The organism is Oleiphilus sp. HI0132, assembly GCF_001635845.1.
In genome coordinates this window covers 1-1913 of sequence record NZ_LWGJ01001485.1, presented here as the reverse complement: position 1 = coordinate 1913, position 1913 = coordinate 1, and the positions used below count along the sequence as shown (strand labels likewise).

The window sequence follows — 1913 nt, the reverse complement described above, 5'->3', positions numbered from 1 at the left end:
GTGTTGGGAAACGATCAGGACCCAAACTGTTCACCGCTTAAAAGATCGAATCGATTTTTTAATGACTGGTAGCCATTGGTGGACGGCTGCATCTAATTGGAATATGGGCTCATTTCGTGACAAATCGGATAAAGCAAATCGCGAAATAATGTACGCTACACCCGGAAGACTCGCACAATTATTGGGGGTGCCTAATATTCACGCAGCACATTGTGGCGAAATAGTAGGGCAGTATCCGATGCTGGCAGGAGGGAAGGGGCGTCTTCCTTTTGTATCTTCTCTCATTGGTGAGACGCAAATAACCGATGGCAAAGGAAATATTCTCAAACGCCTAGCTGCTGAAGAAGGGCCTGGGGTTATCGTTGCCGATGTTGATCTGGCAGAGAAACATTGCGCACCTGTACCACCAGAAAGATTCTGGATACCAGAATTACCACTCTCCTTCAAATTGACCTGGCTGCAACAGCGCTGGGCGTCGAAAGGTATTTATCGCCAGTCCAAACGCCTAGGTAAGCTATAGGCCTCATTGCATGCTATATTAGCAATATAGATTAGTCGTGAGTGTGGCTCAGATGAACCAGATAAACATGTGGAAAGACAAGTCGACCTTTCTCGGACATTTTCCTACGGCAGATTGGCACAAACACGGCTCGCCTGTGCTGTTTATCGGGGTTAGTGGCGACTTCACCATAGAGTTTGATGGAGGTGTGAAGGAACGTTGTTCCAGTGTTGTGGTTGATGCTGGCGTTGCTCATAAAACCTATCCCGGTGGTGAGCTCATGGCGTTGTTCTATTTGTCGCCTTATTCCCTAAATTCAATGCAGTTTAAGAAGCTTTTCCTAAGTCAGACAAACTATCAGCTTGATGTACTTAAAACGCCAACGCGTAAAAGCCGATTTGAAAAATCTCTTCAGAACTTTGATATAGAACAAGCCTTGGACCGGAAATTACCTTCATTAAACTACAATGTTGATGAACGAGTTTGCCAGAGTTTGCAGCTTATCCACGAAAGTTCACTTCCTAAGAATCGTGATGACATCGCGAATAGTGTCAATCTGTCCAGTTCACGATTTAATCATCTCTTTTCTCAAAACATGAATGTGAGTTATCGACATTACAGACAGTGGATTCAATTAGGTAAAGCCTTAGCTCACTATCAGCATGTTAAGAACTTAACCCATGCGGCATTGTTGGCAGGCTTTTCTGATGCTTCCCATTTTTCCAATACTTGTAAAAAGCTACTTGGAATATCACCTTCTAGCATTTTGAAGAAAGATACTTCCTTGAATGTTAGTTATTAGAAAGTTAAAAATTAGGACGGTTTTGTTCTTAGGTTTTTAAATAACAGCTAAGGTCTGCTAACTCATCACAGCTGCCCAAGAGCAAAATCCGCCAAAGGACTGCTTAGTGAAGATGGCAGACTATGAGATAAGTAGCGCTTTGTGCTCAAAGCTAGAATCCTACGACCACGTTATATCTGTACATTTCAGGAGTAGTTGCCAAAGGCAGCTTCAGTATTCGTTAGACATAGTTTAATGTCTGAAGGTGATTTTCGCTTTATGTCGGCGTTCCTCTTTTAGGTAATGTACGAATTTGCTCGTAATCGGTATAGAAAATTTCCAGACTCTTATCGACAAGTCAAAATCTTAAGTAGTAACGTAGCAACATATATAGACTAACACCCAGTATATGTAGTAACATTTATACATACGTAAATTTGGAGGTGAACTATGTCTACGCTAACTAGTCGAGAATTTAACCAAGAGACAGGCCGCGCCAAAAAAGAGGCTTTAAGTGGACCTGTGTTTATTACCGACCGGGGAAAGCCATCCCACGTTCTTTTATCTTATGATGAGTACAAGGCTGTAACAGAGAAGAGGGTAACGATTGGAGAAATGCTTTCGATGGATGGG

At 42.4% G+C, this 1913-nt stretch carries 3 protein-coding genes; all 3 read left to right on the top strand.

What is annotated here, in order from left to right:
* On the top strand, positions 1-520 hold a 520-nt coding region (locus A3766_RS23015; protein WP_231882967.1), incomplete at its 5' end, for a hypothetical protein.
* 52 nt (positions 521-572) lie between these two features.
* A complete protein-coding gene (locus A3766_RS23010; protein ID WP_068510223.1) occupies positions 573-1301 on the top strand; it encodes an AraC family transcriptional regulator in 729 nt (242 codons plus the stop codon).
* A 429-nt stretch (positions 1302-1730) separates the two neighbouring features.
* On the top strand, positions 1731-1913 hold a 183-nt coding region (locus A3766_RS23005), incomplete at its 3' end, for a type II toxin-antitoxin system Phd/YefM family antitoxin (protein ID WP_068643031.1).